At 57.4% G+C, this 25,041-nt stretch carries 29 protein-coding genes and 1 riboswitch; of the genes, 13 read left to right on the top strand and 16 right to left on the bottom strand.

The window, feature by feature from the left end:
- The first annotated feature begins 76 nt into the window (after nucleotides 1-76).
- From WG219_03415 to WG219_03400, 4 genes are read left to right on the top strand one after another with little or no spacing between them, the layout of a single operon-like run.
- On the top strand, nucleotides 77-838 hold the full coding sequence (locus tag WG219_03415) for an ABC transporter substrate-binding protein (GenBank protein ID WXL26540.1): 762 nt from the start codon (nucleotides 77-79) through the stop codon (nucleotides 836-838).
- Nucleotides 826-1,812 (top strand): iron ABC transporter permease, encoded by a 987-nt coding sequence (locus WG219_03410; protein ID WXL26539.1) that lies wholly within the window; start codon nucleotides 826-828, stop codon nucleotides 1,810-1,812. The genes WG219_03415 and WG219_03410 overlap by 13 nt, the downstream gene beginning before the upstream one ends.
- On the top strand, nucleotides 1,803-2,531 hold the full coding sequence (locus WG219_03405) for an ABC transporter ATP-binding protein (protein ID WXL26538.1): 729 nt from the start codon (nucleotides 1,803-1,805) through the stop codon (nucleotides 2,529-2,531). Before WG219_03410 ends, WG219_03405 begins: the two co-directional genes overlap by 10 nt.
- A gap of 4 nt (nucleotides 2,532-2,535) precedes the next feature.
- Nucleotides 2,536-3,075 (top strand): hypothetical protein, encoded by a 540-nt coding sequence (locus WG219_03400; GenBank protein WXL26537.1) that lies wholly within the window; start codon nucleotides 2,536-2,538, stop codon nucleotides 3,073-3,075.
- A 14-nt stretch (nucleotides 3,076-3,089) separates the two neighbouring features.
- On the opposite strand, the gene WG219_03395 is transcribed toward WG219_03400, so the two are convergent.
- The 12 genes from WG219_03395 to nrdR form a co-directional block, all read right to left on the bottom strand.
- Nucleotides 3,090-3,506, bottom strand: coding sequence for an MFS transporter (locus WG219_03395; protein WXL26536.1), 417 nt, complete (start codon nucleotides 3,504-3,506; stop codon nucleotides 3,090-3,092).
- Complete coding sequence (gene ribA / locus WG219_03390; protein WXL26535.1) at nucleotides 3,503-4,123, bottom strand: GTP cyclohydrolase II; 621 nt, start codon at nucleotides 4,121-4,123, stop codon at nucleotides 3,503-3,505. Before ribA ends, WG219_03395 begins: the two co-directional genes overlap by 4 nt.
- Nucleotides 4,124-4,272: 149 nt before the next feature.
- Entirely contained in the window at nucleotides 4,273-4,911 is a 639-nt protein-coding gene (locus tag WG219_03385) for a TIGR02281 family clan AA aspartic protease (GenBank protein WXL27928.1), read from the bottom strand.
- Between the two features lie 25 nt (nucleotides 4,912-4,936).
- On the bottom strand, nucleotides 4,937-5,665 hold the full coding sequence (locus WG219_03380) for a transporter substrate-binding domain-containing protein (GenBank protein WXL26534.1): 729 nt from the start codon (nucleotides 5,663-5,665) through the stop codon (nucleotides 4,937-4,939).
- A 15-nt stretch (nucleotides 5,666-5,680) separates the two neighbouring features.
- On the bottom strand, nucleotides 5,681-6,211 hold the full coding sequence (locus tag WG219_03375) for a phosphatidylglycerophosphatase A (protein ID WXL26533.1): 531 nt from the start codon (nucleotides 6,209-6,211) through the stop codon (nucleotides 5,681-5,683).
- Nucleotides 6,204-7,172 carry a thiamine-phosphate kinase gene (gene thiL, locus WG219_03370; protein WXL26532.1) on the bottom strand — a complete coding sequence of 323 codons (969 nt, stop codon included), beginning with the start codon at nucleotides 7,170-7,172 and terminating at the stop codon, nucleotides 6,204-6,206. The genes WG219_03375 and thiL overlap by 8 nt, the downstream gene beginning before the upstream one ends.
- Before the next feature lie 191 nt (nucleotides 7,173-7,363).
- The gene (nusB, locus tag WG219_03365) at nucleotides 7,364-7,858 is read right to left on the bottom strand and encodes a transcription antitermination factor NusB (GenBank protein WXL26531.1); all 495 of its coding nucleotides are present in this window, start codon (nucleotides 7,856-7,858) and stop codon (nucleotides 7,364-7,366) included.
- Nucleotides 7,855-8,331, bottom strand: a complete 477-nt coding sequence (ribE, locus tag WG219_03360) for a 6,7-dimethyl-8-ribityllumazine synthase (protein ID WXL26530.1) — start codon at nucleotides 8,329-8,331, stop codon at nucleotides 7,855-7,857. Before ribE ends, nusB begins: the two co-directional genes overlap by 4 nt.
- A 53-nt stretch (nucleotides 8,332-8,384) precedes the next feature.
- Nucleotides 8,385-9,479 carry a bifunctional 3,4-dihydroxy-2-butanone-4-phosphate synthase/GTP cyclohydrolase II gene (gene ribBA, locus WG219_03355; protein ID WXL26529.1) on the bottom strand — a complete coding sequence of 365 codons (1,095 nt, stop codon included), beginning with the start codon at nucleotides 9,477-9,479 and terminating at the stop codon, nucleotides 8,385-8,387.
- 12 nt (nucleotides 9,480-9,491) lie between these two features.
- The gene (locus WG219_03350) at nucleotides 9,492-10,154 is read right to left on the bottom strand and encodes a riboflavin synthase (protein WXL26528.1); all 663 of its coding nucleotides are present in this window, start codon (nucleotides 10,152-10,154) and stop codon (nucleotides 9,492-9,494) included.
- Between the two features lie 166 nt (nucleotides 10,155-10,320).
- Nucleotides 10,321-10,469: riboswitch (FMN riboswitch) on the bottom strand.
- 86 nt (nucleotides 10,470-10,555) lie between these two features.
- A complete protein-coding gene (gene ribD / locus WG219_03345) occupies nucleotides 10,556-11,671 on the bottom strand; it encodes a bifunctional diaminohydroxyphosphoribosylaminopyrimidine deaminase/5-amino-6-(5-phosphoribosylamino)uracil reductase RibD (protein WXL26527.1) in 1,116 nt (371 codons plus the stop codon).
- Nucleotides 11,668-12,138, bottom strand: a complete 471-nt coding sequence (gene nrdR, locus WG219_03340) for a transcriptional regulator NrdR (GenBank protein ID WXL26526.1) — start codon at nucleotides 12,136-12,138, stop codon at nucleotides 11,668-11,670. The genes ribD and nrdR overlap by 4 nt, the downstream gene beginning before the upstream one ends.
- Before the next feature lie 112 nt (nucleotides 12,139-12,250).
- Between nrdR and WG219_03335 the strand changes: the two genes are divergently transcribed.
- From WG219_03335 to trxA, 3 genes are all read left to right on the top strand, one after another.
- The gene (locus WG219_03335; protein WXL26525.1) at nucleotides 12,251-12,706 is read left to right on the top strand and encodes a YbaY family lipoprotein; all 456 of its coding nucleotides are present in this window, start codon (nucleotides 12,251-12,253) and stop codon (nucleotides 12,704-12,706) included.
- Entirely contained in the window at nucleotides 12,703-13,359 is a 657-nt protein-coding gene (locus tag WG219_03330) for a 50S ribosomal protein L11 methyltransferase (GenBank protein ID WXL26524.1), read from the top strand. The genes WG219_03335 and WG219_03330 overlap by 4 nt, the downstream gene beginning before the upstream one ends.
- Before the next feature lie 129 nt (nucleotides 13,360-13,488).
- A complete protein-coding gene (trxA, locus tag WG219_03325; GenBank protein WXL26523.1) occupies nucleotides 13,489-14,361 on the top strand; it encodes a thioredoxin in 873 nt (290 codons plus the stop codon).
- Between the two features lie 36 nt (nucleotides 14,362-14,397).
- On the opposite strand, the gene WG219_03320 is transcribed toward trxA, so the two are convergent.
- Nucleotides 14,398-14,742 (bottom strand): hypothetical protein, encoded by a 345-nt coding sequence (locus tag WG219_03320; GenBank protein ID WXL27927.1) that lies wholly within the window; start codon nucleotides 14,740-14,742, stop codon nucleotides 14,398-14,400.
- Nucleotides 14,743-14,905: 163 nt separating this feature from the next.
- Between WG219_03320 and WG219_03315 the strand changes: the two genes are divergently transcribed.
- The 5 genes from WG219_03315 to WG219_03295 all read left to right on the top strand — a co-directional run bounded on the left by WG219_03315 (nucleotide 14,906) and on the right by WG219_03295 (nucleotide 18,899).
- The gene (locus WG219_03315; protein ID WXL26522.1) at nucleotides 14,906-15,490 is read left to right on the top strand and encodes a DUF2796 domain-containing protein; all 585 of its coding nucleotides are present in this window, start codon (nucleotides 14,906-14,908) and stop codon (nucleotides 15,488-15,490) included.
- A gap of 48 nt (nucleotides 15,491-15,538) precedes the next feature.
- Nucleotides 15,539-16,249 carry an ABC transporter ATP-binding protein gene (locus WG219_03310; GenBank protein ID WXL26521.1) on the top strand — a complete coding sequence of 237 codons (711 nt, stop codon included), beginning with the start codon at nucleotides 15,539-15,541 and terminating at the stop codon, nucleotides 16,247-16,249.
- Nucleotides 16,250-16,252: 3 nt separating this feature from the next.
- Nucleotides 16,253-17,518: an ABC transporter permease gene (locus tag WG219_03305; GenBank protein ID WXL26520.1), complete on the top strand. Its 1,266-nt coding sequence runs from the start codon at nucleotides 16,253-16,255 to the stop codon at nucleotides 17,516-17,518.
- 8 nt (nucleotides 17,519-17,526) lie between these two features.
- A complete protein-coding gene (locus WG219_03300; GenBank protein WXL26519.1) occupies nucleotides 17,527-18,048 on the top strand; it encodes a DUF3299 domain-containing protein in 522 nt (173 codons plus the stop codon).
- Between the two features lie 164 nt (nucleotides 18,049-18,212).
- On the top strand, nucleotides 18,213-18,899 hold the full coding sequence (locus WG219_03295; protein WXL26518.1) for an OmpW family outer membrane protein: 687 nt from the start codon (nucleotides 18,213-18,215) through the stop codon (nucleotides 18,897-18,899).
- A gap of 57 nt (nucleotides 18,900-18,956) precedes the next feature.
- Here WG219_03295 and WG219_03290 read toward each other — a convergent pair whose 3' ends face one another.
- A complete protein-coding gene (locus WG219_03290; GenBank protein WXL26517.1) occupies nucleotides 18,957-19,892 on the bottom strand; it encodes an NAD-dependent epimerase/dehydratase family protein in 936 nt (311 codons plus the stop codon).
- Nucleotides 19,885-20,769, bottom strand: coding sequence for a sugar nucleotide-binding protein (locus tag WG219_03285; GenBank protein WXL26516.1), 885 nt, complete (start codon nucleotides 20,767-20,769; stop codon nucleotides 19,885-19,887). The genes WG219_03290 and WG219_03285 overlap by 8 nt, the downstream gene beginning before the upstream one ends.
- A gap of 567 nt (nucleotides 20,770-21,336) precedes the next feature.
- Between WG219_03285 and WG219_03280 the strand changes: the two genes are divergently transcribed.
- Nucleotides 21,337-21,831: a single-stranded DNA-binding protein gene (locus tag WG219_03280; protein ID WXL26515.1), complete on the top strand. Its 495-nt coding sequence runs from the start codon at nucleotides 21,337-21,339 to the stop codon at nucleotides 21,829-21,831.
- Between the two features lie 222 nt (nucleotides 21,832-22,053).
- Here the strand turns inward: WG219_03280 and uvrA are convergent, their stop codons facing one another.
- Nucleotides 22,054-24,888: an excinuclease ABC subunit UvrA gene (gene uvrA, locus WG219_03275; GenBank protein WXL26514.1), complete on the bottom strand. Its 2,835-nt coding sequence runs from the start codon at nucleotides 24,886-24,888 to the stop codon at nucleotides 22,054-22,056.
- Nucleotides 24,889-25,041 lie beyond the last annotated feature (153 nt).

Genomic DNA, 25,041 nt, shown 5'->3' with positions numbered 1-25,041 from the left:
CAACAGGCTCCGCTGTTACGGCGGAGCCACTTATTCACAGGCGGAGGCAATAGCCTCCGCTCATCAGAGAGCCGATGTGCGCCTGCTAACCCTGCTGTTTATCGCCCTGTTGAGCCCCGCACTGCACGCTGTGCCGCAGCGGGTGGTGTCGCTCGACCTGTGCATGGACTGGTTGCTGGCCTACTACGCTGCTCCTGAGCGCATCACCGCCCTGTCTCCCCTGAACAAGCGCTACCCAGTTGAATGGATCGGCACAGACTGGCCAAGCCATGACGGCAGCCTGGAACAGGTCTACGCACTCAAACCAGACAAAGTGCTGGTGGGTCAGTACGCCGCCCAACTGCTGCGCAAACGCCTGGTCGAGTTAGGTGTGGATGTGGAGGTACTGCCGCTGCCGCAGACCCTTGAGCAGGTGACGGCCTACGAGCAGCAGTTCCTTAAAGCGCTGGATTTGCCCCTGAGCCTTGCCGATCAGCCCCCAACCGCCCTAACCGCGCCAGCCCACCCCAAGCGCTTACTGTTATTGGGTGCAAACGGAATCGGAACGGGGCGCATGACGTTGGAAGATGAAATTCTGCAACGGGCAGGTTGGACCAATTATCTGACCGCCGAGGGTTACCAGCGGCTGGATTTGGAACAAGTCGCACAGGACCCACCTGACGCTATTCTCTGGGCGGCGCCGGAGCATCGCGCCCTGGCCAATCAGTTCGCTGAACACACGGCTTTGCAACAAGCAGTGCCCGCCGGGCGCTGGCTCACCACCGATTACTGGCGCTGGCAATGCCCCGGCCCCTGGACCTGGGAATTGATAGGACAACTGCACCAATGGCTCGACTGATCACCCCCGCATTGTGTGGCCTGCTGCTGGCCCTGGGACTGCTGTCGCTTGGACTGGGCTCAACCAACACACCGGTGCTGGCAGGCCTGCTTGACTGGCTTAGCGGTGTGCAAAGCCCGCAAGCCATCGTCGTGGGCGATATCCGTCTGCCTCGCACCTTGCTCGCACTTTCCGTGGGTGCGGCGCTCGGCTTAGCAGGCGCAGCGCTACAGGGTCTGTTGCGCAACCCACTGGCTGATCCAGGCCTGACCGGTGCCAGCCAGGGCGCGGCTCTTGGCGCCGCCAGTGTGTTCTACTTTGGCCTGCTGCCTTCGGCTGGGGCATTGGCACCGGCGCTGGCTGGCCTCGCAGGCGCAGCCATCGCGCTGTTGCTGATGGTCCTACTGGCGGGCAGCAGTGGTGCCGGCATGGTGATCATGGCTGGCCTTGCCATCAGCACCCTGAGTGGCGCGTTATTAGCCACCGTGCTCAACTTCGCGCCCAATCCGTATGCCATGCAGGAGCTGGTGTTCTGGCTGCTGGGCTCCGTCTCAGAACGCGGCCTCGATCACCTGTTAGTGATAGGCCCGGCTCTGCTGTTGGGCTTTGTGCTGATCTACAGTCAACGCCGTCTGTTGCTAGGCCTGAGTCTGGGCGAGCAGGTGGTGGAAAGCCTGGGGCTAAACCCCAAACGCGGCAGCCGTTTGGTTGTCCTGGGGTGCGCCATTCTGGTTGGCGCTGCGGTTGCAGTGGCGGGTGGCATTGCCTTTGTCGGTTTGCTGGTTCCGCACCTTATCCGCCCGCTGGTCAATCAACGTCCTGACCGTCTGCTGATCCCCTCGGCATTGGCAGGCGCCTGCTTAGTCTGCCTGGCAGATATCTGTATCCGCCAACTGCCAGCCGGACGCGAGCTTAATCTGGGCGTCCTCACTGCGTTGCTGGGTGCACCGCTGTTTATCTGGCTGGTGTGGAAGGAGCGCAAACAATGGATCTGATTCAGGTTGAGAACCTCACAGTTGGCACGCGCCTAAACTCCATCAGCTTCACCGTTAAGCGTGGAGACATGCTCGGAGTGATCGGCCCCAATGGCGCTGGCAAATCCACCCTCCTACGTTGCCTTGCCGGCATTCAGCCTTACAGCGGCCGTATCGAATACGAATGCCGTGACCTCAGCGAACTGAACCAGCGCCAGCGCGCCCGCCTGTTCGGCTATCTGCCCCAGGCCCAACACAGCGCCTGGGCCCTGCGTGTGGAAGACGTGGTGGCTCTGGGGCGCTTGCCATGGGGCGATGAAGACCGGCAAAAGATCGAAGCCGCCATGCGCCTGACTGATGTCGACCAGTGGCGCAAGCGCTCAGTGGCACAGCTTTCAGGCGGTGAACAGGCGCGTGTCTGGCTGGCGCGGGTGCTGGCTGGTGAGCCGAACGTGTTGCTCGCTGATGAGCCGATCGCCAGCCTCGACCTCAAACACCAACGCACCATTATGGAGTTGCTGCGCGGTCACTCTAACTGGCAACAGGCGACGATTCTGTCTTTGCACGACCTGAGCTTGGCGGCCCGTTATTGCGACAAGCTATGCCTGATGGCCGAAGGCAACTTGCTGGCGTTTGGCACACCAGAAGACGTCCTGACACCGCAGCACCTGAGCTTGGCCTTTGGTGTTGATGTGTACGTGGACCTCAACAGCCAGCCACCCATTATCCTGCCCCGGTAATCCCATGCCCCTGAAACTCAGCAAGAACCTGGACGAAGTGTGTTATCCCTTTATTCAGGAAACCTCGTACTTGTGCGACTTCGAAGTGCTCACCGACGAACTGTGTGCGCTGATCGGCGCGGTACTGGCCTACCTCAGCGAAGACATGGCGGATATCCGTAAAGACCTAGAACAGCTACAACCGTTAGCCTTTCACCTCAATGGCTCGGTACGCGGCAGGTTGGCCATTGAGGAGGCAGACCTGTGCTGGCTCAACGCCCGCCTGGAACACTATCGCAATACGTTGCAGGGTCAGCAGCACCGTTTTGTGCTGCCGCGCGGTGACGCGCCGGTGCCACAACTGAACCAAGCGCGCTCAGCCGCTAAAAAAGCCATTCGGGCACTGGTGCGTGTTGATCAGGAAGGTATAGAAGTGGCGCCGATTCTGCCGCGCCTGTGCAATCTGATGTGCAACTTCTTCTTTTACCTGACACTTGTGGTGAACCAGCGTCGAGGCTTCGTCGAGACGGAGTTTGTCAGCAAGAGCTATGGCCCACACAGGTGAGACGATAGCCCAACTCAGGCGAGCTGGCGGGGTGTGCGGTACAGGTAGAGGATGACCAGACTGGCAACAGTCAGCAGGATCAGCGGCACGGCCTCAAGCCCTGCAAACACCGCGGCAGCTGCAATCCACGCAGGCAAGGCGCCGACCAATATGGCTTTACGGCGCACCTGAGCCAGAGCCTGCCAAGCAGCGGGCTCACCTTCTGAGTCGAAGGACTTCCCAGTGGCAATCAGCGCATGCTTGTAGCGGTGAAACATCGGCAGGCTGACGAACATGGAAATCAGCCCGAGCATGAACACCGGCATGGTCAGTTTTCCATGCTGGAAGTTATCCCCAAACAGTGTGTTCAGCACCAGCACTGGCAGCACGATGGCCAATAGCAGCAGCCACCACTCAAATGCTAGACGGCGGCGTTGTTGCAGACGAGTCACAGCTTGCCCTCAACCTCACCCTGATGCAGGCTGCCGAGCATGTGTCCGAGCTTACCGGCTTTGGTTGCCAGGTATTTCTCGTTGTACACATTCAGCCCTTTCTGCAACGGTACGCGGGACGCCACGTTGATGCCCATCTCACCCAGCGCTTTGACTTTACGTGGGTTGTTGGTCATCAGTTTGAGCTGGGAAACCCCCAGGTGCTCAAGCATCGGCAGGCAAATCGAGTAGTCGCGCAGGTCTGCCGCAAAGCCCAGACGCTCATTAGCCTCTACGGTATCGGCACCGCCATCTTGCAGCTCATAAGCACGAATTTTGTTCAGCAGGCCAATGCCACGGCCTTCCTGACGCAGATACAGCAGCACGCCACGGCCTTCCTCAGCGATGGCACGCAGCGCAGCTTCAAGCTGGAATCCACAGTCACAGCGCAAGCTGAACAAGGCATCACCGGTCAGGCACTCAGAATGCAGGCGGCCTAAAACAGGTGCACCGTCTGCCACATCACCCATGGTTAACGCGACATGCTCCTTGCCCGTAGCTTCTTCCTGGAAGCCATGCATGGTGAAAACACCAAATGGCGTAGGCAATTGGGATGCGGCCACAAACACAACTGACACCGGATGCTCCTAAGATCAAAGACGGAACGAATAGGGCCCGCATTGTAACAGCAGGTCCCGAAAGCCGGTCAGTCTGAATTATTGATGTAATAGATCAATGGTATTGGTAGTTGTCGGATACAAACGGTCCGATTTTGCCTGCCCAAACGCTAGTATTTTGATTCAAGCAGCAGGGCATCCTGCTCAACCTTCCAACTCACGCGGCTGAGAAAACTCATTCCCAGCAAGGCTTCACCTGGGGAGCCTCCTTCAAGCACCACCCCTTCAACACCCAGCACCTCAATCTCACCGACCTTGATGCGATCAAGGCTGACCTTCCAGCCCCGAACAACACCACTGGCGGTATTGACCTGAAGTTGCTGCCCGCTCACGCGGAAGTCGATACCCAAGCGGCGAGCCTGCTCCTCATTGAGCGCGACCGATGTGGCGCCGGTATCCACCAAAAAATGTATGGTGTGGCCATTTACTGAACCGGGAATCCAGTAGTGCCCGCCAACACCTTTGGCGATGGTCAGGCTTTTCTTTTGGGCACCGGCATAGCCATCACTGTATTCGCGACTCAGGGAGTAACTGCGCTCAACACCGTCGACTCGCAACACCGCGCCACGGCTGTCAGCACTGACTACCTGCACACCACCCGGGCCGGTTTGGCCAACTTTAACTAACTTACGCTGACCATCAACGTTGATCACCGCCGCCCCTGGAAACAACCCCACCACGCGCACCTGTGTTTCGGCATTTGCCCACGCGCTAAGCAGCAAAGGCACACTCACTAACACCGCTCGCAGTAGGGACATGCAGGTACTCACATTCTCAGTCGAAGGGATACATCTGTTTCCAGCGTTTGAAAACCGGCCGTAGGCTACCATCGGCAATCAGTACTTTCATCCGCTGATCAAAAACGTCCGCCAACCGTTTACCTTTTGGCGTGTCGCTGAAGCCCACATACACAGGCAGCCGAATCAAAGGGGTGACCTTGTAGCGGGAACGATCGGACGCCTCAGCAAGCACATGCTCAAGCTCACTCAGGTCATCCAGAAAGAAATCGGTATGACGCATTTCCAACATGCTGAGCACGTTACTGCTGCGGGAAATCTCGCGATAAATCCCGGTCGCAGGCAGGTAGCGCTGATACTGATAACCACGCGGCCACGCCAGCCGGTAATCCTTTAAGGTCTCAAGCTCTGGTACCGGCGAGCTTTTCAAGCCCAACGCGGCGACGACATCAAAGTCGTAGTACATCTCCGGATAGTGAATGCCCTTACGCACCTCGTAGAGATAAGAACCGGCAAACGCATCCAGTTCCCCACGCTTGGCTAAGCCCATGGCACGCGTATGCGGGACGCTGTGAACCACCAATTCGATATCCAAAGGGCCATAGACCAAACGCAGGATATCCCAGGCCAATCCTTGTCCATCAGACTGGGTGTAATCAGGCCAGTGCTCACTGGCCACATTGATCTGTTCACGGGTATTGGCATGTGCAAACGGAAACTGCCAGACCGCAAGTGTAAGCACCAGCCACACCAAGCCACGCCCCATATAACGCTCCTAACGTTATGCCCCCAGCGCCGTGCCTAATCCGTTAGCCCAGCCCCAGACAATAAGTTGCATGCTCAGCCAGGCCAACACACCTGCAAGGATGTCGTCCAGCATGATGCCGAAGCCGCCATGTACCTGGCGGTCCACCCAGCTTATCGGCCAGGGTTTGAGAATATCGAACAGACGGAACAATAAAAAACCCAGCGCCAGCCAACCCCACCCGGCCGGCGCCAGCCAGAAGGTGATCCAGATGCCAACGAATTCGTCCCACACAATGCCTTCGTGGTCATGCACGCCTAAGTCACGGGCGACCTTGCCGCATAACCAGCACCCGAAAACGATACTCACGGCCAGCACTAACCAGTAGCCCCAGTCTGGCAGTTGCTGCAAAAGCGGCACAAACGGCAGCGCGACCAATGAACCCCAAGTCCCCGGAGCCTTACGCATAGTCCCGGAGCCAAAGCCAAAGGCCAGAAAGTGCCACGGATTACGCCACACCTGCAGCGGTACATGGGCGGTGGTTTTAGGCTTAAGTTGATCAGTCACGAGGATTTCCAAAATGTTGATAGCCGCTGGCGGGCGCCTGCACGCAACGTCCCTGCGTATCCAGTAGTGTAACGCCCTCTCCAACTTCCACACGGCCAACCACGTAGACCGGCAGTCCCTGCTCTTGCAAGGTAGCAAGATGCTCAGGTGGAAGAGTGAAGGCTAAACGGTAATCATCGCCGCCGCTAAGGGCACAGTTCAGCGCACCTTCCTCACCGGCAACGTCGAGCAAATCCGCAGAAAGCGGCACACGGGCTTGTTCGATCAACAGCGCGACACCCGAGGCGCGAGCGATATGACCGCAGTCAGCGAGCAAACCATCGGAGATATCCAGCGCCGCCGTGGCTTTACCACGCAAGGCAAGGCCCAGCTGCAGTTGTGGTTTAGGCGACCAGTAGCGTCCCAGCAAGGCATCACCCGCCTCGCTCACTGACAATGAGGGATCAAGCACCAGAGGCAGTGCACCTGCTGCGTCCCCCAATTCGCCACCGACACAAAGCAGATCGCCGACCTGAGCACCACTGCGCTTTAGAGCCTGCTGGTGCGGCACTTGACCGAAAACAGTCAGCGTCATACTCAGCGGCCCACGGGTAGTGTCCCCCCCGATCAGGCGGATGTCACAGTAATGCGCCATTTCATCCAAGCCGCGTGCAAATGCCTGAAGCCAATCTGCTTCCGCGTTGGGCAGGGTCAGCGCCAAGGTAAAGCCAACGGGCTGTGCGCCCATCGCCGCCAGATCACTGGCGGAAACAGCCAACGCACGCTGAGCGAGCAAATAAGGATCAGCCTGACGGGGAAAGTGCACGCCCTCAACCAAGGTGTCGGTGGACACCGCCAGTTGCTGCTCAGCAGGTAGCGTTAATAACGCGCAGTCATCACCAATGCCCAAGGCAATACCTTCGCCGCCGCGGGCGCAAGCTGCCGCAGCAAAGTAATGACGGATTAATTCGAATTCACCCAAGGCCGTTCATACCAGTTAAGGCTACAGCTCAAGGGTTGCCGCGCTGGCCAGAACAGCCAGCGGCATGCAACAACTCCGCAGAGCGGGCGCCAGTGAATAAAACAGCTGCCACGGCAGCCTGCACGAAACGCGCATGGACCCTGAAGTCCGGGTTTACCCTGTTCCCTGACACCCGTGCGGAGTTACCGCTGTCAGCGCTTGTAAGCGCTGACTTCGGCTGCCCGCAGGCTTGGCGCCAGCTTGTCGAGAACGCCGTTGACGAACTTGTGCCCGTCAGTGGCGCCAAAGACTTTGGCCAGCTCAATGCCTTCGTTGATCACCACGCGATAGGGAATATCAACGCGGTTCTTCAGCTCGTACGTGGACAGGCGCAGGATCGACAGTTCAACCGGGTCGATTTCATCCAGCGGGCGGTCCAGCAGCGACTCAAAGGCACCGTCGATTTCACTCTTCTGGCGCGGAACACCGTGCAGAATTTCGTGAAAGTAAGCACCGTCTACAGCGCTGAAATCGTTATCGACGCGGAATTGCGCTTCGATTTCGTTCAGCGACTGACCCGCCATATGCCAGGAGTACAACGCCTGCATGGCTAGGGAGCGAGCCTGACGGCGCGCCTGGGTTTTGCCGCCGGGCGCTTTCGGGCCTTTAGCCTTCTGAGGCTTCTGGCCGTTTGTATCGTTACTCACTTGGCCTCCAACTGCGCCAGCAGGCTGACCATTTCCAGGGCAGACAGCGCAGCTTCAGCACCTTTGTTACCTGCTTTGGTGCCGGAACGTTCGATGGCTTGCTCAATGGAATCAACAGTCAGTACGCCGAACGCAACCGGCACACCGAACTCCATGGAGACCTGAGCCAGACCTTTAGTGCACTCACCCGCAACGTATTCGAAGTGCGGAGTACCGCCACGAATCACAGCGCCCAGAGCGATGATCGCGTTGTATTCGCCACGCTGAGCGACTTTCTGCGCCACCAGCGGGATCTCGAATGCACCCGGAGCACGGATGATGGTGATGTCGCTTTCGCTCACGCCGTGACGAACCAGCGCGTCAATGGCGCCACTTACCAGGCTTTCAACAACAAAGCTGTTGAAGCGGCCCACGACCAGGGCAAAGCGGCCCTTCGGGGCGATAAAAGTACCTTCAATGGTCTTCAGGGTCATAACGCATCTCGTCTATGTTAAAGAGCCAGACCGCCAGGGGCGGCCGGCGGAAATCAGTTAGAGGGTAGGTATTCTACAACTTCCAGATCGAAACCGGACAATGCATTGAACTTCATTGGCGAACTCATCAGGCGCATTTTGCGTACACCAAGGTCACGCAGTATCTGCGAGCCTGCACCTACTGTGCTGTAGGTCGTCGGCGCGGCCGCCTTGGTTTCACCTGCCAATTGACGTTGCAGGCCCTGCATCAGTTCATTACCAGTCAGCGCGTTGCCCAGCAGCAAGACAACACCGTTGCCCGCCTTAGCCACTTCAGCCATGGCCGCACGCATGCTCCAGCGTCCATCCAGGTTGACCATAAACAGGTCGCGCAGCGGGTCCATGTTGTGCACACGCACCAGCGTCGGCTGCTCAGGGTTGATCTCGCCCAGGGTCAATGCCATGTGCACGGTGTCTTCCACCGCATCGCGGTAAGTCACCAGATTGAACTGGCCCAGCTCGGTATCGAGCACTTGCTCACCGGCGCGTTCAACAGTGCGCTCGTGGATCAGGCGGTAGTGGATCAGGTCGGCGATGGTACCGATCTTGATACCGTGCTCGGCAGCAAACACTTCCAGCTCAGGGCGACGCGCCATGGTGCCGTCGTCATTCATGATCTCGCAGATCACGCCGCTGGCCTCAAAACCACCCAAACGCGCCAGATCACACGCGGCCTCAGTATGACCGGCACGGGCCAGTACACCGCCCGGCTGCGCCATCAGCGGGAAGATGTGACCGGGGCTGACAATATCGTCGGCGACTGCATCTTTGGCGACAGCAGCCTGCACCGTGCGGGCACGGTCAGCAGCGGAAATACCGGTGGTTACACCTTCAGCCGCTTCGATGGAGACGGTGAACTTGGTGCCGAAGCCAGAACCGTTACGCGGCGCCATCAGGGGCAGCTTCAAGGTTTCGCAACGCTCGCGGGTCATCGGCATGCAGATCAGGCCACGGGCGAAACGCGCCATGAAGTTAATGTGCTCGGCGGTGACGCACTCGGAGGCGATGATCAGGTCACCTTCGTTCTCGCGGTCTTCGTCATCCATCAGGATGACCATTTTCCCGGCGCGGATGTCTTCAACTAATTCTTCAATGCTGTTCAGAGCCATGCTGGCAAATCCTTAATTCTTCAGGTAGCCGTGTTCGGCCAGGAAACTTTCAGTCAGACCGGAGGCCTTGCCATCAGCGGCCTTTTCGCCCAGCAACAGACGCTCCAGATAGCGCGCCAGCAGATCCACCTCAAGGTTGACCTGACGTCCGGCTTGGTAGTCAGCCATGATGGTCTCGCCAAGGGTGTGCGGCACGATCGTCAGTTCAAACTCGGCGCCATTGACTGCATTGACGGTCAGGCTGGTGCCATCAACCGTGATCGAACCTTTGTGCGCAATGTATTTGGCCAACTCGCGCGGGGCACGGATGGTGAACTGCACAGCACGGGCGTTATCAGCACGGGCGATGACCTCACCGACACCGTCAACGTGGCCGCTAACCAGATGCCCACCCAGACGACTGCTTGGGGTCAGGGCTTTTTCCAGATTGACCTTGCTGCCGGCTTTCAGATCAATAAATGCTGTACGCGCCAGGGTTTCACGGCTGACATCAGCCCAGAAGCCGTCACCCGGCAGCTCTACGGCCGTCAGGCAAACGCCGTTCACGGCAATACTGTCGCCCAGTTTGACATCACCCAGGTCAAGCTTGCCGGTTTGCACATACACCCGCACATCACCTCCTTTAGGCGTCAACGCACGAATGGTGCCGATGGCTTCGATTATTCCGGTGAACATGCTACCCCCTGAGAATCGCGCAGCTTTGAGCGCTGGCACATCAGGCCAGTAAAGCAATGCGGAAGAAAACAAACATACATCTGAAGCAACTCCTGTTTCGCAAAAAACAGGGCAAGTCAGATCGATAGGGATTTCGGGGCACGTCTAGCGCGCCAGATACAGGCAATCCCGCTCTCTCTTTATCCGGACTTTAACCGTCGGCCCCGGAATCACACCGGGTCTGCTGACCTTGCTCATTGAGCAAGCGCTCGCGGGCTAGACGCTTTGCGCGTCATTACCGCCGGTGGGGAATTACACCCCGCCCTGAGAACGTTACGGCCATCACAGAATGGCCGAAGCGCTTTTTATCACAAACTGCCCTGTGACTGCACTGTCCGGCGGGCAGTTTGCGCAACCTTTCATCACTCGTCGCGTTGCGGCACAGCAATGATTCGCCAGTCATCCCCTACTGCGCGCATATCCACAATCTTCAGCGACTGGGCTTCTGCCATACGCGCCAGTGGCAAATCCATCAGTGGGCGTGCAGCTGAGCCCAGCAGTTTAGGCGCCATAAATATCTGGTATTCATCCACCAAACCAAGGCGGGCAAATGCACCAGCCAATCGAGGGCCAGCCTCGACCAACACCTCATTAGCGCCCTTAAGCGCTAGCTCACTGAGCAATTTACGCAGATCAACATGCCCATTGCTGCCTGGAACGGCCAGTAGCTCATGGCCATCCTCAAGATAGCGATCGCGGGCCTTGGCTGCTGCGCATGTCGCAACCACTACAGGGCCTGCCTGGAAGAACGGTACATCCAGCGGCACCCGCAGGCGTCCATCGACCAATACTCGTAACGGTGGTCGATTCAGCGCCAGCGCACTCAGCTCTGCGCCCAAGCCCAACTCTTCGTTACGCACCGTCAGCCGGGCATCGTCGGCCAGCACCGTATCGGCGCCAGTGAGCACCACGCTGGAACGAGCGCGCAAGCGTTGTACCGCCGAACGTGCAGCCGGCCCTGTAATCCATTTGCTTTCACCGTTGGCCATGGCGGTGCGACCATCCAGGCTCATTGCCAACTTCACCCGCACAAACGGCAGCCCACTCTCCATGCGTTTGATAAAGCCAGCGTTCAATGCACGGGCTTCGGCTTCCAAAACACCGCTCTGCACCGCAATACCGGCATTCATCAGGCGCAACAGCCCACTGCCGCCCACCTGTGGGTTGGGGTCCTGCATGGCCGCCACAACACGGGCCACGCCAGCATTCACCAACGCGTCGGCACAGGGAGGCGTGCGCCCGTGATGGCTACACGGCTCAAGCGTGACGTAAGCCGTGGCGCCACGGGCCTTATCACCCGCCTTACGCAAAGCATGCACCTCCGCATGGGGCTCCCCAGCCTTGGCATGCCAGCCCTCGCCGATGATGCGGTCATCTTTAACGATGACACAGCCAACGCGGGGATTGGGATGAGTGGAATAAAGCCCTTTACGGGCCAGCTCAAGCGCACGCGCCATGTAGGCGTGATCTGAATTCATCGTTGACCTTTTGCGGGCTCGCGGGACAGACGTTCGATTTCCTCACGGAACTCATTGAGGTCCTGAAAACGTTTATAGACTGAGGCGAAACGGATATACGCCACTTCATCGAGCTTTTGCAGCTCGGTCATCACCAACTCACCCAGCACCAGCGATTTGACTTCACGCTCGCCGGTGGCACGCAGCTGGCTCTTGATGTGGGCAATGGCCGCCTCCAGACGTTCAACACTGACCGGACGCTTTTCCAGTGCCCGCTGCATGCCAGCACGCAGCTTGTCTTCATCAAAGGGCTGACGGCTGCCGTCCTGTTTGATCAGTCGGGGCATTACCAATTCGGCAGTTTCAAAGGTGGTGAAACGCTCACCACAGGCGACACATTCACGCCGACGACGTACCTGATCACCCTCGGCAACAAGCCGCGAGTCGATCACTTTGGTGTCGTTGGCCGCGCAGAAGGGACAATACATAAAATAAGACCAGAAAGAACGGAAGCCCCCATGGTAGCGCAACCCTCTGGCAAGACAAGCCTCGGTCTTTGCGGTATATAAGCCACCGAAAAAATGTTCAGCGGACGACACCATGAAACTCGCGACACCCGCCAAATTTCTGCTCAGCAGTGCACTGTTGTGCCTGCTCAGCGCCTGCTCAAGTGATGTGCCCAAACCTGCCGAGCCGGTTGCTCCGGCCAAGATTATTAAGGAAGAGCAACCCACAGCCCTGCCTGCGCACCTGCGCGAATTGTCGGGCAGCCTGCTTAATGTCCCAGCAGCTGCCGAGGTAGAGATGGCGCTGCTCGCCGTTGATCAGCGTGGCCGCCCCCGCACGCTGCTGGGCGATATCCGCCTGCGCGGCACCGGTAATCCATTGCCGTTCAACCTGCGTTTCAACCCCGAAGCTTTTGGCCAGTTCCAAAGGGTTGAGCTGCGGGCGCGGGTCAACCAGTCCGGACGACTAATTCTACGATTGCCGCCGAAAACCATCGCACAGCCTGAGTCCCAGGTGTTAGGCGCACTGACACTGGTGCCTGCTCCGTGAGTGCACCCGCCGCTCTGCAACACGCCCTGAATAGTCTGCTGGGCGATGCAAAACTGACTGCGACCCCGTTACCCGGCACGGACATTCGTCTGTGGCTGATTGATGCGGAAAATATGGACCGCGCATTTAGCCCAGAAGAAACCCGACTGATTCTGGAAGAACCGCCCTACTGGTGCTTTTGCTGGGCCAGCGGACTGGTACTGGCTCGCTGGCTGGCCGAACGCCCTGAATGGGTGCGCGGCAAGCGCGTCCTCGACTTTGGCGCAGGCTCCGGTGTGGCGGCTATTGCGGCCGCTAAAGCGGGCGCGGCCGAAGTGGTCGCGTGCGATCTGGACCCACTGGCCATTGCCGCCAGCCGAGCCAACGCCGAACTCAATGACGTTGAGCTGAGCTACTCCGCGGACTTTTTTCAAGAAGCGGATCGCTACGACCTGATCATCGTCGCTGATGTGCTTTACGACCGAGCCAACCTGCCACTGCTGGACGAGTTCCTGAGCCGGGGTCGCGAAGCACTGGTTGCCGACTCCCGCGTGCGCAACTTCCAGCATCCGCTGTACCAGCGCCTGGATGTACTGGAGGCCAGCACATGGCCCGACTTGGCTGAGCCTGCCGAATTTCGCCATGTCAGCCTGTATCATGCGGTACGAACGTAAAACCTGCACATAACGTGACTCTCGTGCAGAAAAACCCATCCATATTCAGCAATGGCGCTCACCTCTTGTATTCGAGGTTCGCGCCCACATTTATAGTGCATCCCGTATTTCGCCCAGCCGAGACCGATCATGAGTGACAGCCCTTATATTTTTGATGTTTCCGGCAGCGCCAGCTTCGAACAACTGGTGATCGAGAACTCCTTCCACAAACCGGTGCTGGTCGATTTCTGGGCCGACTGGTGCGCCCCCTGCAAAGCGCTCATGCCGATTCTGGCGAAACTCACTGAGGAGTATCGCGGCGAGCTGCTGTTGGCAAAGGTTAACTGCGATATCGAGCAGGAAATTGTCGCCCGCTTTGGTATCCGCAGCCTGCCGACTGTGGTGCTGTTCAAGGATGGTCAGCCGGTGGACGGTTTTGCCGGTGCGCAACCGGAATCGGCTATTCGTGAGCTGCTCAAGCCACACGTCGCAGAACCGACAGCGGTAGCTGAAGACCCAATGGAAGCGGCCCAAGCGGCCTTCAATGATGGTCACTTCGCCGAGACGGAAGCCCAGCTTAAAGCCGTCCTGACTGAGAACAACGAAAACGCTGCGGCGCTGATTCTGTATGCCCGCTGCCTGGCAGAGCGTGGCGAATTGGGCGAGGCCGATGCTGTGCTCAACGCCGTCAAAGGTGACGAACATAAACAGGCCCTGGCTGGCGCCCGTGCGCAACTGACTTTCCTGCGTCAGTCAGGCGAGCTGCCTGACAGCGCTGAGCTTAAATCTCGACTGGCGCAAAACCCGGAAGACGACGAGGCCTGCTATCAGTTGGCGATCCAGCAGCTGTCCCGCCAGCAGTACGAGCCTGCGCTAGACGCACTGCTCAAATTGTTCGTACGCAACCGCAGTTACGCCGATGGTTTGCCACACAAGACGCTGTTACAGGTGTTCGAGCTACTGGGCAACGACCATCCGCTGGTGACGACCTACCGCCGCAAGTTGTACCAGGCCATTTACTAAGCGACTCAAGCAGGCGCGCCAAGCGCGCGCCTGCCTTCACCCAACCCAGCGGTATACGGGGGCATCCACCCCGGTTTCCATCTGCACCAATGGGCTGTGACGCAAGCGCACCAGCAGACGCTTGCCCGCTACCTCACCACCCGCCAATGCCGCCAACTGACTCAGCAACTGTGGCCCTTCCATGCTGCCCGCCTTGCGTAACAGTTCCTGAGTGGTTTGCCACAATGGATCATCCACTGTCGCGGCAGTCGTCTTGATGGCAGCTGACTGCGGCGGCGTGTCCAGCGCTAAATGCCCAGCCAGCTGCACCCAGTCCTGATCATCCAGTTCAACCGTTAAATCCACCGGCCACTGACCGATAGTCCCTCTTATCCGCACCATCATCACGCCCTCACAAACCGAAAGCCATGCTCCCATGCGGCTCGCATTCCGCCAAGTGCAGACTCTCTTGGAACGCGGCCTGGCACTTTTCATCCGAAGCCTAGCCGACAACAAATAAATCCTGTTATAACGTAACGATTACTTGAATCCCTCGGAGACATCCATGCGCTGCTTACTGACCGCCACCCCCTTTGCGCTACTCCCAATGACCCTGACGGCTCTCGCCCACGACCACTCGCATGAAGAGCATGGCAGCTTGGACGCCCACGTTCATGGCGTTGCCGAATTGAACGTGGCACTGGATGGTTCAACCCTCGAACTGCAACTTAAAACTCCTGCCATGAATTTTGTTGGCTTTGAGCATGAGGCAGAAAGCGAAGCGGATAAGGCTAAAGTTGCTTCGGCCAAAAATGAACTCAGTAAGCCCGTTGCGCTGTTTGGCATCTCACAAGGCCAGTGCACCCTGGCCAGCCAGGAACTTGAAAGCCCATTGTTTGAAGAGGCTCACGCGCATGAGCATGAGCATGAGCATGAGCACAGCGATCATGAAGGGCACAGCCATGCACACAATGACATCCAGGCCCATTATCAATTGAACTGCCAACAACCGGATAATTTGAAACAACTTGATCTGACAGAACTGTTCAAGCGCTTCCCAGCCACTGAGAAAATTAATGTACAACTGATCGGTCCTAATGGTCAGAAAGGCCAGGAAGTGACAGCATCCAACCCAACGCTGAGCTTCTGATTCCTCTTTTTGCAGTAGAACGACCAGGGCAACCTGGTCGCTGAGGCCATGACACAGACCCTGATTCACCTCTCCGAACTCGGCTTTGCCTGGCCTGGCCAACCCGAGCTGTTGGATATCCCAGAGTTCACCCTGCACAAGGGCGAAAGCCTGTTTCTCAAAGGCCCCAGCGGCAGCGGTAAAACCACCCTGCTAGGCCTGTTAGGCGGCGTACAAAAGCCGGGACGGGGCAGCATCCGCCTGCTGGATCAAGAGCTGAGCACGTTGCCCGCCTCACGACGGGATCGTTTTCGCGTCGATCACATCGGCTATATTTTTCAGCAGTTCAATTTGCTGCCGTTTCTCTCCGTACAAGAGAACATCGAACTGCCTTGCCACTTCTCCAAAGCCCGCGCCGAGCGTGCCCGCCAACGTTACGGCAGCGTGCATGAGGCCTGTAAAGCACTGCTGGAACATCTTGGCCTGAACAGAAGCGAGTTACTGCAGCGCAAGGCCGGTGAACTCTCCATCGGCCAGCAGCAGCGAGTTGCCGCCGCCCGAGCACTGATCGGCCAGCCAGAATTGGTGATTGCCGATGAGCCAACCTCGGCGCTTGATGCCGACACCCGCGAGGCATTCATCAACTTACTGTTTGCCGAATGCCGCAACGCAGGCTCCAGCCTGCTCTTTGTCAGCCATGATCAAAGCTTGGCCCCCCTGTTCGACCGCAACGTGTCACTGGCCGAGTTGAACCGTGCCAGCCGTAAGACGGAGGTTTAAGGCATGTACCTACTGCGCCTGGCCCTGGCCAGTCTGAGCAACCGCCGTTTTACTGCACTGCTGACGGTATTCGCCATTGCCTTGTCCGTGTGCCTGCTGCTGGCCGTAGAACGGGTGCGAACTGAGGCCCGCAGCAGCTTTGCCAATACCATCAGTGGCACAGACCTGATTGTCGGTGCGCGCTCTGGGAGCGTGAACCTGCTGCTGTATTCGGTCTTCCGAATCGGCAATGCCACCAACAATATCCGCTGGGACAGCTATCAACAGATCGCCTCGCACCCGCAGGTGAAATGGGCGATCCCCATCTCGCTCGGTGACTCCCATCGTGGCTATCGCGTGATGGGCACTAGCTCTGACTACTTCGAACACTATCGCTATGCCCGCAGCCAGCCGCTGCAGCTCAAGGAAGGCCGCCCCTTTGCTGAGGATCCCTTTGAGGTTGTGCTCGGGGCGGAAGTCGCCCAGGCGCTAAATTACCACTTGGGCAGCGAGCTGGTTCTCGCCCACGGCGTCGCCACAGTCAGTTTGGTTAAACACGACGACAAACCCTTCACCGTGGTCGGCATTCTTGAGCGCACCGGCACACCGGTGGACCGTACGTTGCACATATCCTTGGCAGGCATGGAAGCGCTGCATATCGATTGGCAAAATGGAATGCCTGCAAGGGGGGCAGCGCGAGTAAGTGCGGATCAGGCTCGTCATATGGACCTGGAGCCCAAGCAAATCACCGCCATGATGCTCGGCCTAAAGAGCAAAATTGCCACGTTTACCCTGCAAAGGCAGATCAACGAATTTCGCGGTGAACCCTTGCTGGCCATCCTTCCCGGAGTCGCCCTGCAAGAACTCTGGAGCCTGATGGGCACGGCCGAACAAGCACTGTTCGTGATCTCTCTGTTTGTGGTGCTGACCGGTTTGATCGGCATGCTCACCGCCATCCTCACCAGCCTCAATGAGCGCCGCCGGGAGATGGCCATCTTGCGCTCAGTAGGTGCCCGGCCTTGGCATATCGCCTCGCTGCTGATCGTCGAAGCCTTTGCGCTGGCACTGGCCGGCGTCGTGTTGGGATGCGCGCTGCTCTATCTCGGTATTGCGGGCGCACAGAGCTTTGTCCAATCCAACTACGGGCTGTACCTGCCCCTCAGCTTGCCAACACCCTATGAGTGGACGCTGCTCGGCGCTATTCTGCTGGCAGCCTTGCTGATGGGAGTCCTTCCGGCCTGGCGGGCGTACCGCCAATCCCTGGCGGACGGTTTGTCGATTCGTTTATGAGGCCGCTTATGCACCGCTACTTATTCATTGCGCTGACGCTGGCCTTTAGCATCCCTCAGGCCATGGCGGATGCTCGCCTGCTGAAGTGGGACGAAATGGTGCCCGCTGATGCACCGCCCCAAACCGTGGAACCCACGCCGCTACACGACCTTTCGCAACTGGCCAACGCCTTGAGCGAATCTGGGCCAGCCGCGCTGCAACAACTCCCCGATGCACCAGTGGTACAAGCCCTAGATGGCCAAGAAGTCAAACTGCCGGGCTACATCGTTCCGCTGGATGTGACAGAGGAAGGGCGTGTTACCGAGTTCCTGCTCGTGCCGTATTTCGGCGCGTGCATTCACGTTCCCCCTCCGCCTTCCAACCAGATCGTCCATGTCACCAGCGAACTGGGTGTGTTACTTGATGCGCTCTATCAGCCCTTTTGGATTGAAGGCCCTATCAAAGTGGAACGCAGCAGCAGCGAGCTCGCTGAAGCGGGCTACACGATGGACGCAGAGAAAATTTACCCCTACGAGCTGTCGTCAGAATAACTCCCGTAATGGCCTGATTTGTCGGTAAGCCCACAGCAATTTAGTACGAACGCTGCAAAAGTTAGATAGCTTGCTACTTTATTGAGTTAGATCAACTGCTACCTTCGTTCACCCTACTAATATCCAAATCAGCCAATACGAACCGATGTTTACGGGAGCTAACCATGCGTACTTCTCTTTTTACTGCCTCTTTGCTGGCTTTGGCTGTTGCCGCCCCGCTGGCACAGGCACACCAAGCGGGCGACATCATTGTGCGCGCTGGTGCTATCACCGTTGACCCACGCGAAGACAGCAGCGATATCTGGGTAGGCGCACTGCAGACTTCTGTTGCAGGTACCAAGGCAACTCTGGACAGCGACACTCAGCTGGGTCTGAACTTTGCTTACATGGTCACCGACCACGTCGGTATCGAGCTGCTGGCTGCGACCCCGTTTAGCCACAGCGTTGGCGTAAAAGGTATGCCAGGCATTTACTCTGGCCTGAATGGCAAGCTGGGCGACATCAAGCACCTGCCGCCAACCCTGAGCGTGGTTTATTACCCGCTGGACGCCAAGTCCGCCTTCCAGCCTTATGTCGGCGCAGGCATCAACTACACATGGTTCTTTGACACCGAGCTGACTGGCGCTGCTGAAGGCAAAGGCTTCAACGGTTTGGACATGCAAGACTCCTGGGGTCTGGCCTTCCAGGTTGGTGCTGACTACATGCTGACTGACAACATCATGATCAACGCCCAACTGCGTTACATCGACATCGACACCAAAGGCACCACCAGCTTCGGTGGCGAGAAAGTCAAAGTCGACGTGGACGTAGACCCGATGGTTTACATGGTTGGCCTGGGCTACAAGTTCTAAGCCACCTTTAAACAAAAAACCGGCCAAGAGCCGGTTTTTTGTTGTGTGTAGGTTTTATTAACCTTGTGCCAATAAACGGCGCAAACCTTCTGCCACTGACGTCTTTGACGGCAACTGATAGTACTCACGCAATCGTTGATTCTGCGCACGGGAATGGCGAATGTCCCCCGCTCGCGCTGGCATGTAGCTCACCTCTGGTAGAGCGCCACACAGATTGCCGATTTCCTGTAACAGTTGATTGAGGCTGACCGCCTCATTCCACCCCACATTGACTGCGCCCGTCACAACATCGGGTGCATCCACAGCTTGTAGCAACAGCTGCACCAAGTCTTCAACATAGAAGAAATCACGGGTCTGCTCGCCATCGCCAAACACCTGAATAGGCAGCCCCATCTGTGCGCGCTGAGTGAAAATACTGATAACGCCTGAATAGGGTGAACAGGGATCCTGCCTAGGGCCAAAGATATTGAAGAAGCGAAAAATCGCCGGAGTCAGGCCGTGTTCACGTCGATAAAAGTCCAGGTAGTACTCACTGGCCAATTTATCTGACGCATAAGGCGTAAGCGGTGCCTTGGCGGCATCCTCCGAAACGGCAGTGCCTTCGCCATTGTTGCCATACACCGCAGCACTGGAAGCAAACAGAACGCGTTTTACACCCTGTATACGCATGGCCTCGCACACATTGAGTGTGCCGACAAAATTACTTTGATGGGTCGCAACAGGATCATCGACAGATGCCTGAACCGAAGCGACAGCCGCTAGGTGCACCACTGCAGAGCACCCCGCCACCAACTTATCAACCAGCTGGGCATCCGCCACATCGCCCTCTACAAACCGCAAACGGGGATGATCGGCTGGCAAGTTGTCGAGCTTACCCATGGAAAGGTTGTCGAGCACACGCACGTTGCGCCCCTGCGCCAACAACGCATCAACCAGGTGAGAGCCAATAAAACCGGCACCACCGGTCACAAGAACAGTTTCAGAATCAGACATGGCGATAATAACGATCCAACAGTGCCGGCAACCCGGAGCGCCATGCGCGTGGCTTAATACCAAACGTATGGAAGATTTTCTTGCAGGCCAGCACTCCATGCTGAGGCTCTTCTGCCGCATCAGGTTGAGCACTGTGGGCTTGTGGACAGACCTCCTCAAGCAAGTTGCTACGGAAATTCCGCGCCTCGCTGATGACAGCCTGTCCCAAGGCGACAACGGTAGTCGCTTCATGACCACCGTAATGGTAGGTTCCCCAAAGCGGCGAATCGCAATCAAGCTGCTTCAAAACAGCCAGAATGACTCGCGCGGCATCATCTACCGGTGTCGGGTTGCCACGCCGGTCATCGGCCAGAAGTAAAGGTTCAGATTCAGCTGCACGGGTGAGGAAACGCCCCAACACGCCATCGACACTGTCATCCATCAACCAGCCAAAGCGAAGCAGGATATGGCGCGGGCAAATTGAACGCACCGACTGCTCGAATCGCCACAGCGCCTGCCCACGAATGCCCAGAGGTTGCGGGTCTTCCTTCTCGGAGTAAGCCGTTGCACGGCTACCATCAAAAACCCGGTAACTGGAGGGCTGGAGCAAACGAATCTCGTGGTACTGGCACAGTTCAGCCAAACGCTCTACCGCCCTCGCCTGAGCAGACAATTGCGCCTCACTGACAGAGCCGGCCTGAAACCAGTCGTAGTAATAGGCAAGATTGATCACCGCATCCGGACGCGTTTCATCCAGAAGCGCAGTCAGACTGGCCGGATCCCAACCGGTCTCGGGAGGTTTGGGCGCAAGAAAACCGATGTCCTCCTCCGCACCAAGGCGTATCAGAGCCTGCCCCAGCGAGTTACCACCACCTAGCAGCATCAGCCGCATTCGCATAAATCTAAACTCTGAAAATTAAAACAAGTAATTAAAACCTGATATTCAGCAGCCTATGGCTGACCCGTTCTAATCCCGAGCACCTTGGCATATCGGGATGGACGCTCTGAACGTCACACAACTCGGACATCAGTCAGACTCAGGGCATTAGTGCTTACATTCTACATGCTACCACTGGCTGATTTCATACCACATCCAAGCCCGCCTATTGCCTGAGGCCACATTCTTAAATAACAAGACGCAAAAGATAAAGACGGTCAAGTCACAGCACGCCCTTGAATCACTGGCCGCATTACATTCTAGGAAGATGCTTAAAGATCAGAGGCCAGCGACGCCCGCACAACGCCCACCACCTGCGCTAATTACACTCACACCGCACGACAGAAATCGCGCCCGAAAGGTGCGGTTACGTTAAACTAGCCAGTCTTGAGCAATGATGGAAAGCCCGCCACAACCAGTGATGGACTTTACATTTCCAGAACCCATACCATTGCTTCTAACAGTCACCTTGGACAATTTAATTGCCCCTTGGACAAGTAAATTGCCTCCACCCAATAGGAGAACGATATGGCCCGTGGGGTTAACAAAGTCATTCTGGTCGGCACCTGCGGCCAGGACCCGGAAACGCGCTACCTGCCTAACGGAAATGCGGTGACCAACCTGAGCCTGGCTACCAGCGAACAGTGGACTGATAAGCAAACCGGTCAACGTGTTGAAAAAACCGAGTGGCACCGCGTTGCCCTGTTCGGCAAAGTTGCTGAGATTGCCGGTGAATACCTGCGCAAAGGTTCGCAGGTATATATAGAAGGCAAACTGCAAACCCGCGAATGGGAAAAAGACGGCATCAAGCGCTACACCACCGAAATCATTGTCGACATGCAAGGCACTATGCAGTTGCTCGGCGGTCGTCCTGACAATGCTGGCGGTGACTCCGCACCACGCCAGGCTCGCCCGGCAGCCCCTGCCCGTCCACAACAGCAGGCCGCCCCGCGTCCAGCACCGCAGCCCGCCGCGCAACCTGCACCGGACTACGACAGCTTTGATGACGACATTCCGTTCTAGGGGTTACCTGAGATTATTTTGTAAAGATCAGGTCTGGAGCCCCCGCATTTGCGGGGGCTTTCGTTTATGGGCTATTGAAAACGGGAAGACATACTCAGCGCAGCGTCCATCCACACGTGTAAGTCTAGGGGCGTTATTAATCCATGAACGCCACTGAAAACAGTAGCCAGCCGTTACAGACTGGCTCCTGCTGAAGCGAAAGGATTGTCCCTGAGCCCCTACCTACGCACGATCCCGATCAAGCAAAGGCTTGAGGAAGTGACCGGTATGGGATTGGGGCATTTCGGCGACCTCTTCGGGTGTACCACTGGCGATGATCTGACCGCCTTTTGAGCCCCCCTCTGGGCCGAGATCCACCAGCCAGTCGGCCGTCTTAATGACATCCAGGTTGTGCTCAATAACCACCACCGTGTTGCCATGGTCACGCAGCCGATGGAGCACATCGAGCAACTGCTGAATATCAGAAAAATGCAAACCAGTAGTAGGCTCATCGAGGATATACAGGGTCTTGCCGGTATCCCGCTTACTCAACTCACGACTGAGCTTCACGCGCTGAGCTTCACCACCAGATAGCGTCGTCGCGGATTGCCCCAACTTGATGTAGGAAAGCCCCACATCCATCAGCGTTTGCAGTTTGCGCGCCAAGGCTGGAACCGCATCGAAGAACTCTCGCGCATCCTCAATGGTCATCTCCAGCACTTCATGGATGTTCTTGCCCTTGTATTTGATCTCCAGCGTCTCGCGGTTGTAGCGCTTGCTCTTACAGACATCGCAAGGCACGTAGATATCGGGCAGAAAGTGCATTTCGACCTTGATCAGCCCGTCGCCCTGACACGCCTCACAGCGGCCACCTTTGACGTTGAAGGAGAATCGCCCCGGCCCGTAACCACGGGAGCGCGACTCCGGCACACCGGCAAACAGCTCACGAACCGGTGTGAAGATACCGGTGTAGGTTGCCGGGTTAGAGCGCGGTGTACGACCGATAGGGCTCTGGTCGATATCAACGACTTTATCCAGATGCTGCAAGCCGTCAAAGCTGTCGTAAGGCGCGACCTCTAGCGTCGTAGCGCCGTTAAGGGCCGTGGCTGTGATCGGAAACAACGTATTGTTGATCAGCGTGGATTTACCTGACCCTGACACACCGGTAATACAGGTGAGCAGGCCGACCGGGATTTCCAAATTGACCTTTTGCAGGTTGTTGCCGCAAGCACCCTTGAGCTTAAGCAACTTTTTCTTGTCACGGGGCGTGCGCTGGGCCGGAACCGCAATCTTTTTCCTGCCGGACAGATAGGCGCCCGTTACCGAGTTGGGATCAGCCATGACCTCATCCGGCGTGCCCTGGGAGACGATCTGACCGCCATGCACACCTGCCCCCGGGCCGATATCCACAACGTAGTCAGCCAAACGAATCGCATCCTCATCGTGTTCGACCACGATAACGGTGTTGCCGATGTCCCGCAGGTGCTTGAGCGTGGCTAACAGGCGCTCGTTATCACGCTGGTGCAGACCGATACTCGGCTCATCGAGGATATACATGACGCCTACCAGGCCAGCACCAATCTGACTGGCCAGGCGGATACGCTGAGCTTCACCTCCAGACAAGGTGTCGGCACTGCGATCCAGAGTCAGGTAATCAAGGCCGACGTTGACCAAGAACTCCAAGCGCTCACGAATTTCTTTGAGAATCTTTTCGGCAATCTCGCCTTTGCGGCCTGGTAGCGTGAGGTGCGCAAAATAATCCATAACATCGCCAATGGGCATGCCAGTGACCGCTGGAAGGTTCTTCTCACCCACCCACACATGGCGGGCCTCACGGCGCAAACGCGTACCACAGCAATCCGGGCAAGGCTGCGTGCTGAGGAACTTGGCGAGTTCTTCGCGGACTGTAGTGGACTCAGTCTCGCGGTAGCGGCGCTCAAGGTTTGGAACAATGCCCTCAAACGGATGCGAGCGCTTAACGATATCACCACGGTCATTGAGGTATTTAAAGTCAACATTCTGGCTACCACTGCCGAACAGAATGCATTTTTGATGCTCAGCACTCAGCTCATCGAAGGGCACCTCAAGGCTAAAGCCGTAGTGATTGGCCAAGGAGCCCAGCATCTGGAAGTAATAGACATTACGCCTATCCCAACCGCGAATAGCCCCTTCAGCCAGCGTCAGCTCCCCGTTAACCAACCGCTTAGTATCGAAAAACTGCTTAACACCCAGGCCATCGCACGTCGGGCAAGCGCCCGCAGGGTTGTTGAAAGAAAACAGCTTGGGCTCCAGCTCACTGATGGAGTGGCCGCAGACAGGGCAAGCAAAACGAGCGGAGAAGATGATTTCGTCCCCCTCTTCGCCTTCCATTGGCGCAAGCAGTGCTAAGCCATCAGCCAACTTGATGGCCGTCTCGAAAGACTCAGCTAAGCGCTGTTGCAGGTCACTGCGTACCTTAAAGCGGTCAACGACCACATCAATGCTGTGCTTCTTCTGTTTATCGAGCTTGGGCAACTCATCGAGTTCATAGACTTTGCCGTCGACACGTGCTCGCACAAAGCCTTGCGCCCGCAGCTCATCAAACACCGCCAAGTGCTCACCCTTGCGCTCACGAATGACCGGGGCCAGCAACATCAGCTTACTGCCCTCAGGCAAAGCAAGAACCTGATCCACCATCTGGCTGACGGTTTGTGCCTCCAACGGCAAGTCGTGATCCGGGCAGCGAGGCGTGCCGGCACGAGCATAAAGCAGGCGCAAGTAATCGTAGATTTCAGTGATGGTGCCGACCGTGGAGCGCGGGTTGTGTGAGGTCGACTTCTGTTCGATGGAAATCGCCGGAGACAGCCCTTCGATCGTGTCGACATCGGGTTTTTCCATCATCGAGAGGAACTGCCGGGCATAGGCAGAAAGCGACTCTACGTAACGGCGCTGCCCCTCGGCATAGAGGGTATCGAAAGCCAGGGAGGATTTGCCTGAGCCAGACAAGCCCGTGATCACGATCAATTTGTCACGGGGAAGAGTCAGGTCGATGTTTTTCAGGTTATGGGTGCGCGCACCCCGAATCAAAATCTTGTCCACAACCACTGGCCTCGTTCGGCGTGCGGGAAAACCATCGATTATACGTTTTGTCCGGACAGCGCCGCAAAGCGCCTGCGGCATTGAATGACCTGTGGTCGCCAGCTGAATTTGCCGCAGCACGACAGCTCGCAGAGAGTGTCGAACAAGCTCTAT

It is taken from the genome of Pseudomonas mendocina (assembly GCA_037482215.1).
GTDB classification, from domain to species: Bacteria; Pseudomonadota; Gammaproteobacteria; order Pseudomonadales; family Pseudomonadaceae; genus Aquipseudomonas; species Aquipseudomonas mendocina_E.
This window is presented reverse-complemented; position numbering and strand designations above follow the sequence as displayed.

What these genes read in the sequence shown, in the direction of transcription:
- WG219_03410 (WXL26539.1), top strand. Translation starts at nt 826, where the DNA reads ATGGCTCGACTGATCACCCCCGCATTGTGTGGCCTGCTGCTGGCCCTG.
- WG219_03405 (WXL26538.1), top strand. Translation starts at nt 1,803, where the DNA reads ATGGATCTGATTCAGGTTGAGAACCTCACAGTTGGCACGCGCCTAAAC.
- WG219_03400 (WXL26537.1), top strand. Translation starts at nt 2,536, where the DNA reads ATGCCCCTGAAACTCAGCAAGAACCTGGACGAAGTGTGTTATCCCTTT.
- WG219_03380 (WXL26534.1), bottom strand. Translation starts at nt 5,665, where the DNA reads ATGGGGCGTGGCTTGGTGTGGCTGGTGCTTACACTTGCGGTCTGGCAG.
- ribE (WXL26530.1), bottom strand. Translation starts at nt 8,331, where the DNA reads ATGACCCTGAAGACCATTGAAGGTACTTTTATCGCCCCGAAGGGCCGC.
- ribBA (WXL26529.1), bottom strand. Translation starts at nt 9,479, where the DNA reads ATGGCTCTGAACAGCATTGAAGAATTAGTTGAAGACATCCGCGCCGGG.
- WG219_03350 (WXL26528.1), bottom strand. Translation starts at nt 10,154, where the DNA reads ATGTTCACCGGAATAATCGAAGCCATCGGCACCATTCGTGCGTTGACG.
- ribD (WXL26527.1), bottom strand. Translation starts at nt 11,671, where the DNA reads ATGAATTCAGATCACGCCTACATGGCGCGTGCGCTTGAGCTGGCCCGT.
- nrdR (WXL26526.1), bottom strand. Translation starts at nt 12,138, where the DNA reads ATGTATTGTCCCTTCTGCGCGGCCAACGACACCAAAGTGATCGACTCG.
- WG219_03335 (WXL26525.1), top strand. Translation starts at nt 12,251, where the DNA reads ATGAAACTCGCGACACCCGCCAAATTTCTGCTCAGCAGTGCACTGTTG.
- trxA (WXL26523.1), top strand. Translation starts at nt 13,489, where the DNA reads ATGAGTGACAGCCCTTATATTTTTGATGTTTCCGGCAGCGCCAGCTTC.
- WG219_03320 (WXL27927.1), bottom strand. Translation starts at nt 14,742, where the DNA reads ATGGTGCGGATAAGAGGGACTATCGGTCAGTGGCCGGTGGATTTAACG.
- WG219_03315 (WXL26522.1), top strand. Translation starts at nt 14,906, where the DNA reads ATGCGCTGCTTACTGACCGCCACCCCCTTTGCGCTACTCCCAATGACC.
- WG219_03310 (WXL26521.1), top strand. Translation starts at nt 15,539, where the DNA reads ATGACACAGACCCTGATTCACCTCTCCGAACTCGGCTTTGCCTGGCCT.
- WG219_03305 (WXL26520.1), top strand. Translation starts at nt 16,253, where the DNA reads ATGTACCTACTGCGCCTGGCCCTGGCCAGTCTGAGCAACCGCCGTTTT.
- WG219_03300 (WXL26519.1), top strand. Translation starts at nt 17,527, where the DNA reads ATGCACCGCTACTTATTCATTGCGCTGACGCTGGCCTTTAGCATCCCT.
- WG219_03295 (WXL26518.1), top strand. Translation starts at nt 18,213, where the DNA reads ATGCGTACTTCTCTTTTTACTGCCTCTTTGCTGGCTTTGGCTGTTGCC.
- WG219_03290 (WXL26517.1), bottom strand. Translation starts at nt 19,892, where the DNA reads ATGTCTGATTCTGAAACTGTTCTTGTGACCGGTGGTGCCGGTTTTATT.
- WG219_03285 (WXL26516.1), bottom strand. Translation starts at nt 20,769, where the DNA reads ATGCGAATGCGGCTGATGCTGCTAGGTGGTGGTAACTCGCTGGGGCAG.
- WG219_03280 (WXL26515.1), top strand. Translation starts at nt 21,337, where the DNA reads ATGGCCCGTGGGGTTAACAAAGTCATTCTGGTCGGCACCTGCGGCCAG.